This window comes from uncultured Algibacter sp., from assembly GCF_905480415.1.
Classification (GTDB): domain Bacteria; phylum Bacteroidota; class Bacteroidia; order Flavobacteriales; family Flavobacteriaceae; genus Algibacter_B.
In genome coordinates this window covers 1-8,130 of record NZ_CAJQQI010000066.1, presented here as the reverse complement: position 1 = coordinate 8,130, position 8,130 = coordinate 1, and the positions used below count along the sequence as shown (strand labels likewise).

Annotated in this window: 8 protein-coding genes; 7 read left to right on the top strand and 1 reads right to left on the bottom strand. The window is 29.2% G+C overall.

Annotation, left to right across the window (positions count from 1 at the left end):
* The first annotated feature begins 307 nt into the window (after window positions 1-307).
* Entirely contained in the window at window positions 308-886 is a 579-nt protein-coding gene (locus QZ260_RS05270) for a hypothetical protein (protein WP_295983603.1), read from the top strand.
* A 237-nt stretch (window positions 887-1,123) separates the two neighbouring features.
* On the opposite strand, the gene QZ260_RS05265 is transcribed toward QZ260_RS05270, so the two are convergent.
* Window positions 1,124-2,536 carry a radical SAM protein gene (locus QZ260_RS05265; RefSeq protein WP_295983600.1) on the bottom strand — a complete coding sequence of 471 codons (1,413 nt, stop codon included), beginning with the start codon at window positions 2,534-2,536 and terminating at the stop codon, window positions 1,124-1,126.
* Between the two features lie 234 nt (window positions 2,537-2,770).
* Between QZ260_RS05265 and QZ260_RS05260 the strand changes: the two genes are divergently transcribed.
* From QZ260_RS05260 to QZ260_RS05235, 6 genes are all read left to right on the top strand, one after another.
* On the top strand, window positions 2,771-3,943 hold the full coding sequence (locus QZ260_RS05260) for a heparan-alpha-glucosaminide N-acetyltransferase domain-containing protein (RefSeq protein WP_295983598.1): 1,173 nt from the start codon (window positions 2,771-2,773) through the stop codon (window positions 3,941-3,943).
* A 163-nt stretch (window positions 3,944-4,106) separates the two neighbouring features.
* The gene (locus QZ260_RS05255) at window positions 4,107-5,027 is read left to right on the top strand and encodes an ABC transporter permease (RefSeq protein ID WP_295983596.1); all 921 of its coding nucleotides are present in this window, start codon (window positions 4,107-4,109) and stop codon (window positions 5,025-5,027) included.
* On the top strand, window positions 5,020-5,700 hold the full coding sequence (locus tag QZ260_RS05250) for an ATP-binding cassette domain-containing protein (RefSeq protein WP_295983593.1): 681 nt from the start codon (window positions 5,020-5,022) through the stop codon (window positions 5,698-5,700). The genes QZ260_RS05255 and QZ260_RS05250 overlap by 8 nt, the downstream gene beginning before the upstream one ends.
* A gap of 171 nt (window positions 5,701-5,871) precedes the next feature.
* Window positions 5,872-6,120: an FUSC family protein gene (locus QZ260_RS05245; RefSeq protein ID WP_295983590.1), complete on the top strand. Its 249-nt coding sequence runs from the start codon at window positions 5,872-5,874 to the stop codon at window positions 6,118-6,120.
* Window positions 6,121-6,846 carry a DUF3667 domain-containing protein gene (locus QZ260_RS05240; RefSeq protein WP_295983588.1) on the top strand — a complete coding sequence of 242 codons (726 nt, stop codon included), beginning with the start codon at window positions 6,121-6,123 and terminating at the stop codon, window positions 6,844-6,846.
* Window positions 6,847-6,984: 138 nt separating this feature from the next.
* Window positions 6,985-8,130: DUF418 domain-containing protein (locus tag QZ260_RS05235; protein WP_295983585.1), on the top strand; the 1,146-nt coding region annotated here is incomplete at its 3' end.

The window sequence follows — 8,130 nt, the reverse complement described above, 5'->3', positions numbered from 1 at the left end:
GATAAACATACATTTGCTAACATCGTATATAAAACATAGCTATTACCAGCTTTTACAAAGGTTTTTGTGTATTTAAAAATTCGTGCATAATCCAAATAGTTAGCGTTTATTAACATGCTACATTTTATATACAAACACGTTATGGGCAAGTTTTTAGAACCCTTTAAGTTGCCTTTTATGAAAAAAAAAGTTGAATAATTATAATAAAAAAATGTGTTATTTTTAGATTGATATAATGGAGACCAGAAACCATAAAAAACGGGGCGAAATCTGAAAAGCCAAATGAGTAAGAACTAATAATAAAGATATGAAAGAACTAAAGTTTAAATCGCTAAAACCATTTCTCATAGTTTGTTTAATTGCTATGCTATCTATTGGCTGTGAATCGCCTCCTGAAAAAACAATTGATAATATTAATCCAAATTATGAAATTGCTTCTCCTGAGTATTCTAATCTTGCAGTTAACGCATTAACAGAACTTACTAATTTTCAATTTGATTCATGGGGATCTATGTTGGCTGAAGATGTAGAGTTTTATTTTCCGGATGGAGATGCAGGCACTAGAACAAAATTAAGTGGAAAATCAAATGTTTTGGATTGGTGGAAAAATTGGAAAGAAACATCTGGAGTGCAATCCATGACGTATACAGATAATGTAGATGTGCCTATTATTGCAAAAGAAACAATGGCATATTCTGGTTTAACTGGAGTGATGGTAATCTCTTATTTTTCTAATGAAATTGTATATCAGGAAGGTACTGTGAAATTGAGAATGAATTTTGCCGCGCATTTCAATAAAGATAAATTAATTGATCGATATTATACATATTACGATCGAACTGGAATTGTTGAAATGATGAATAAAAATATTCTTGATTCGGAATAAAATCAATTACTTATAGTTTTTATTTAAAAAACATATTAGGGAATATTTGAAATTATTGATTCGGAAAAATAAATCTCAATTGTTCTTAAATATTTTAATCATATCCTCAAAATAGAATAAACCCAGCCCATAACATTGGCCATAAGTAATTGCTTGTTCTCGTCTACTTCTGAAAATCCTCGCGGATTTTCAGTTTGGTGTGTACTTACAAAGTTAAATGCTAACCCACGCAACTACTCATAGCCGAGACCGTTGGCTGTTATAAAGAACCTCCATTCTTTGATGGTCTTTTCTAAACTCCAAATTCATTTTTAACAAAATAAATGAAAGTATATTAAAATTATAAAAGGCCCTTTTAAATACATTTTTGAAACTTGAAAGGCGTTCTGACAAATTCATGAAACTATCTTCCAATTCCTTTCTTGACATCAATTTTGGCTCAAAATAGGCATGATTACATGGAATACTATACAAAGGATTTACTTTTTTAAAAGTTTCCGCATCTGGAAGATCTAATCTTCTCTCTTTTTTCATCCTATCAAACACTGGAGTTCCTGGAACAGGTGTTAAAATATTAACTATTGGATAAGCAATTTTCGATTCACTCACAAAGTCATACACCTGATCAAAAGATTCTTTAGTATCATAATCAAAACCAAACATAAAATACCCTACAACTCTAATACCTGATTTTTGTATTTTTTTAACCATTGGCAAATAATCCCTTACCTTAAATGGCTTATTAACACTATCAAGATTTTTTTGATTCAAAGTTTCGAAACCTATATAAATAATTCTACATCCAGCTTTTCGCATTAATTGCAATACTTCTTTATCCTTGCCTACATAAATTGGCATCTGTGCACCCCATATAATTCCTAATTTCTCTTTAATTAATCGCTCACATAATTTAATTAAATGTGCTCTATTATTGAAAAAATTAGGATCTTTAAATGCTACATATTTAGTTAACTTCTTTATTGATTTCAGGTCGCCTATAATACAATCAATATCACGGAGTTTAAACTTCCCTCCATTTGAAGCCGAAGGATGACGACAAAACTCACATTTAAATAAGCAACCAGCACTACCTTGAACATGTATGTAATTTACTTTCTTTCCCTCGTAGACAGAATAATCATAATGGTAATTAAAATTATGCCCAAAGTCATAATGGTGCTTCAATTTGTTTTGAATAGCATCATTCAACATTGTCTTCATATCCTTTTTATCTGGAATACCGCGATAAAAAGAATCTGAAGCCTCTTTGATAATAGTTTCACTGAAAGCATCCTCGTGTCCTCCAAATATAACTTTTTTACCTTTTTCTTTAAATTTTGCAGCAACATCTTTCGCATGTAAAATATCGTTTGAAGGAGAAGTTATGAAAACCACAGAAGCATCAGACTCATAATTAATATCTTCAAAATATTCATGACTACATGTTTTCTGCCAGTCTTTTGGAATAGCTCCTGCTATTTGAGGTAGTTCTAAAGGACAGCTCCCTAGAGAAAACCCTTTAACCAGCTTCCCATCCATTTTATGGAATGTTGGTTGTATAATGTAGACTTTCTTTTTAAATTTATCTGTTAATCCTTCTTGAAGGTTAGTTACAACTGTTTCCTTCTTAATTTTTTTTATTGATTCCATAACTCTTTAAATTTATTCGAATCTTTTAAATTAAAAAATTAAAGAAACATAAACTATGATAATTATCATTTAAGAATACAACAGGTAACACCGTGTATAATTAATTGCTTTGGCTAGTGACTATTTGGAAAATTCCTTCGGAATTTTCTCTCGTTCGTTTTTGTTTACTAAATTAGTTGCTGAAACACGCAACTAACCATACACAAGACCGTTGGCAATAATTTTAGAGACAATATGAATCAAAATAAATCAAAGAGAATTGAATCACTTGACTTATTGAAAGGTTTAATTATGATTATTATGGCGCTAGACCATGTGCGAGATTATTTTCATTATGATGCTTTTTTCTTTGACCCAACTGATCCAGACAACACAAATATTACCCTCTATTTTACACGATGGATAACGCATTATTGTGCTCCTGCATTTAGTTTTTTAGCAGGCATATCGGCATTTCTGGTAGGAAGAAAAAAATCAAAATCAGAGTTATCTGCGTTTCTACTAAAGAGAGGTATTTGGTTAGTCTTTATCGAATTAGTTGTAGTTAATTTTTCTTGGTATTTCGATGTTCATTTTAGTACAATAAGCCTACTTGTAATCTGGTCTTTAGGAATTAGTATGGTATTTCTTGCTGGACTCATCCACCTAAAGTTAAAATATGTGCTAATTTTTAGTTTATTAATGATTTTTGGACACAACTTAATTGATAATTTCCCTGTTGAAAAAGGAATTTTATGGTCGATTATTCATGAATTCGGCTTCTTTACTTTAGAAAATGGTAAAATTTTAGTTGTCGGTTATCCAATCATTCCGTGGATTGGAGTAATGTCACTAGGCTATTATTTCGGTTCATTCTATAATTCAAATATTGAACCGTTGAAGCGACAAAAAATGTTCAAGCTGATGGGTTTAATTTCTGTTGTTGCATTTTTAGCTATACGTCTAATTAACTCCTATGGAAACCTTAATTATTGGAAAAGCTATGATACTGTATTAAAAACAATCTTTTCATTTTTAAATCCGGCAAAGTATCCTCCATCTTTGACTTATTTACTCATGACACTAGGACCAATACTTCTTTTTTTGGCATATACTGAAAATACCAAAGGAAAAATCGCAAAATTTATTGGTGTATATGGAAAGGTTCCCTTTTTCTACTATATACTTCATTTATATATCATTCATACTTTGGCTTTACTATTGGCATGGTTCACCAATTTTGGATGGCAAAAAATGATTATAACAGGATGGGTTACCGAATCATCTGAACTCAAAGGGTACGGACTAAATTTGGTTTATGTATATATAATATGGATAGGGGTAGTACTTTTGCTTTATCCTCTGTGTAAAAAGTTTAGTGCCTATAAGCTAAATCATAAGGAGAAAAAATGGCTTAGCTATTTATAATAACTACTGCCAACAACGTGTATAATTAATTGCTTTGGTCGTTGCTTATTTGGAAAATTCCTTCGGAATTTTCTCGCGTTCGTTTTTGTTTACTAAATTAGTTGCTGAAACACGCAACTAACCATACACAAGACCGTTGCCAATCATTAGATGAAAATTGCGAATGAAAGTATATTTCCTACTTCGATTTAAAATGCTAAACAGGAAAATGATTGATTTCGGACTTCCTCTTTTGATTGGATATACACTTTTACCATTTGTATTTGTTTTATTATCTAATTACTTATTTGAAAAAACAGAATTTGCTAATTATATTTACGGATTACTTGCAGTAAGTTTCGTTTCAAAATTAAGTGAACCAAAAAGAAATGATTTTTTAAAATCTATATTTAATAAATACAATTACAAAAAATTGAGAATATTAGAAAATATTATTTATTGCTTGCCTTTTACTCTTTTTTTAATTTATCAAAAACAATTTCTCTTCTCTATAATATTAAATTTATGTGTCACTATTATAATGTTGTTCAACTTTAGTACAAATCTAAATGTAACAATTCCAACACCATTCAGTAAAAATCCTTTTGAATTTACTGTTGGCTTTAGAAAGACATTTTATGTTTTTCCAATAGCTTATTTCTTAACTTATATTTCAGTCACAGTTGGAAATTTTAACCTTGGTGTTTTTTCTATGCTATTAATTGGAATTACTTGCTTTTCCTATTATTCAAAAACAGAAAACGAATATTTTGTTTGGAATTACAATTTATCCTCAAAAGAATTTTTATTAGAAAAAATGAAAACGTGCTTAACCTATTTTTCAATTTTAAGTTTACCAATTATAATTACATTAGGGATTTCATTTTTTAATCAAATAGATATTTTAATTGTTTTTATTTTTTTATGTTATGCTTATCTCACGACAATAATTTTTGCTAAATATTCGTCTTTCCCAAATGAAATGAATATGTCAAAAGTAATTTTAATTGGATTAAGTTTTATGTTTCCGCCAATACTTTTAATATTTATTCCTCTTTTTTATTCTCAATCTATTAAAAAATTAAATACCATTTTAAATGATTAAAATTAAAAAATTATCAAAGTTTTATGGTAAAAATCAAGTTCTAAATTCAATAGATTTAGAATTTGAAAAAGGAAAAATATATGGCATTGTTGGAGAAAACGGAGCAGGAAAAACAACACTATTTAGATGTATTTCAGGACTTGAAAATTATAAAGGAAATATCTCATATGACAATACTAAATTAAAAGACCATTTAGGACTTTTATTAACAGAGCCGTTCTTTTTCTCTAAAATTACTGGAAAAGAATATATACAACTTCTTGCCAACACAAGACAAATAGAATTATCCAATATTGAGAACAAAAACATATTTGATTTGCCGTTAAATCAGTACGCTTCTACTTATTCCACAGGAATGAAAAAGAAATTGGCTTTAACTGCTATTCTTTTGCAACAAAACGATGTTTTTATTCTGGACGAACCTTTTAATGGCGTTGACATACAAAGTAATTTAATAATAACTGAAATTATAAAAAGGTTTAAAGAATTAGAAAAAATAGTAATTATTTCTTCTCACATATTTTCAACTTTAGCGGATACTTGTGATGAAATTCATTTAATGAAAAACGGAGAAATTATAAAGAAAGTAAAACAAGTAGATTTTAATAATCTCGAAAAGGAAATGAAAGAATTTACAGTCGGAAATAGAATTAACAAACTTGAGTTGAAATAAATAACGGTTGGCAACACCACATATAATTTATTGCTGGCTTCTTACCTGCTAGCGAAAGTCCTCTCGGACTTTCTTTGTCCGTTATTATTTACTAAATTAGTTGCTCGAAACACACAACAAACCATATACAAACACGTTAGCTGCAATTAAAACAACCGAACAAAAAAATTAATGAATAAAAAAGAGTTATTAGAATCATCGGACGACGAACTTTTGAAGAAAGCAAAAAAGCTAAAATCAGATTCCATTATTAATGCTTTATTAATTGGATTTTGTATTGGAATAATAATTTGGAGTGTTGCGAAAAATACTTGGGGATTTCTTACACTAATTCCTTTGTTTTTCATTTATTTAATGGTCAATAATTCTAAAAATGATAAAGATTTGAAAGAGGTTTTAAAAGAACGAAATCTTAAATAAATGATAGGAGAATTATGTGAAAATTGTAAATCTCAAGTTATGCAAAATTACTGTCCTAATTGTGGAACTCCTATTGCATTGAAAAGAATAGATGGACAATATATTCTAAAGGAAATTAGCAGCGTATTAAACTTCGATAAAGGGATTTTATACACGATAAGGGAATTATTACTAAGACCTGGAAAGAATATTCAAAAATTCATTCTTGAAGATAGAGGTAGGCTTGTAAAACCGATAATCTTTATCATTATTACTTCATTGATTTATACTTTGGCTCAACAATTTTTTCACTTTGAAGATGGTTATGTAAATGCCGGAGGGTTTGAGGAGTCAGCAACTACGAAAATTTTCGGATGGATTCAGAGTAATTACGGTTATGCGAACATCTTGATGGCAATTTTTATTGCAGGTTGGATTAAAGTGTTTTTTAGGAAATATGAATATAATTTTTTTGAAATTCTAATCTTACTTTGTTTCGTAATGGGAATTGGTATGTTGATTTATACAGTTTTCGGAATCATAGAAAGCACAATCAAAATAGCAATATTGCAAATAGGAGGAATGATTGCACTAGTATATACTTCATGGGCAATTGGACGATTCTTTGACAAAAACAAAAAAGCAAACTATTTGAAAGGTTTTTTATCTTACCTGCTGGGTATGATAACTTTTTTTCTTGTGGCAATAATTTTAGGAATGGGGATTGATTTAATACAAGGAATATAACATCGAAAAGAATAAAAAAAGCAGCTAACAATGTATATGAAATCATAGCTCGTGCCTCACTACTATATATATACTTACCGTTACCTTTCATTTTGGCCCCATATGAAAAATATAATTTGATTAAAAAAAGATATACCTATGTCAATTAGCAAGCCTATTGAACCAAATAAAAGAATCGAAATTATAGATATTCTTCGTGGATTTGCACTACTCGGAATTATTTTTATGAATATGAGTTTTTTCAGCGGTTACATGTTTATGCCCTTTGAAGAGCTGAAACAGATATCGAACTTTGGGTTAGATAATAAATTATATAATTTATTAGAAATTACAGTCACAGGTAAATTTTACACTATATTTTCAATTTTATTTGCTGTTGGTTTTTATATACAAATCAACAAAAACAGAGATAGAACTGTTGATTTTTTAAGAACGTATCGGAGAAGATTGTTCATTTTATTTATCATTGGGATTCTACATACTTTATTTTGGTATGGAGATATATTACTTACATATTCTATTTATGGTTTTATTCTTATTTTATTTCGTAATGTAAAACCAAAAAAACTTCTTCGATGGTCACTCTTTTTTCTGTTTGTACCACTTTTATTAGATTTTGCTCTTTTACCATTTACTGAAGCCTTGCTGGCTCTTAATCCTGCAAACACAAATCAAACACCAATTGCTCGCACTTCCTATCCGGATATGTTAAATGTAGATGTTATTAATATTTTTAGAAAGGGTTCTGTTAGTGAAATATTCAAGTTAAATATTCATAATTTTATATGGAAGCAATTAAGCTACATACCATCGGGAGGCTATTTTAAATTCCTTGGTATTTTTCTTTTGGGTTACTATTTAGCCTCAGTAGACTTCTTTAAAAAAACACCAAAATCTACAAAACTGATATTAACTATTTTAATCAGTGGGATAATAATTACTATTTCTTCAAAACTTTTAGGGGGTAATGCATATGAGGTGCCTACTCTTCAAAACATTCGTTATAAATTCTTATCAATGGTTGGTCAACTGCTGATGAGTATTTCTTATATCATGGTAATAATCAAAATTGCCCCGACTTTAATTGGTAAAAGAGTATTGAAATATTTGATACCTTTGGGAAGAACGGCCTTGACTAATTACATTATACAAACAGTTTTAATGATTGTCATTTTTTACAATTTCGGATTTAGTCTGTTTGGGAAAATAGGGTTAATCCCAACGTTCATTATTGCTGTAATTATTGTCGTGATACAAATAATTTTGAGTAATATTTGGTTGAAA

What these genes read in the sequence shown, in the direction of transcription:
- QZ260_RS05265 (WP_295983600.1), bottom strand. Translation starts at nt 2,536, where the DNA reads ATGGAATCAATAAAAAAAATTAAGAAGGAAACAGTTGTAACTAACCTT.
- QZ260_RS05240 (WP_295983588.1), top strand. Translation starts at nt 6,121, where the DNA reads ATGATAGGAGAATTATGTGAAAATTGTAAATCTCAAGTTATGCAAAAT.
- QZ260_RS05245 (WP_295983590.1), top strand. Translation starts at nt 5,872, where the DNA reads ATGAATAAAAAAGAGTTATTAGAATCATCGGACGACGAACTTTTGAAG.
- QZ260_RS05255 (WP_295983596.1), top strand. Translation starts at nt 4,107, where the DNA reads ATGAAAGTATATTTCCTACTTCGATTTAAAATGCTAAACAGGAAAATG.
- QZ260_RS05270 (WP_295983603.1), top strand. Translation starts at nt 308, where the DNA reads ATGAAAGAACTAAAGTTTAAATCGCTAAAACCATTTCTCATAGTTTGT.
- QZ260_RS05250 (WP_295983593.1), top strand. Translation starts at nt 5,020, where the DNA reads ATGATTAAAATTAAAAAATTATCAAAGTTTTATGGTAAAAATCAAGTT.
- QZ260_RS05260 (WP_295983598.1), top strand. Translation starts at nt 2,771, where the DNA reads ATGAATCAAAATAAATCAAAGAGAATTGAATCACTTGACTTATTGAAA.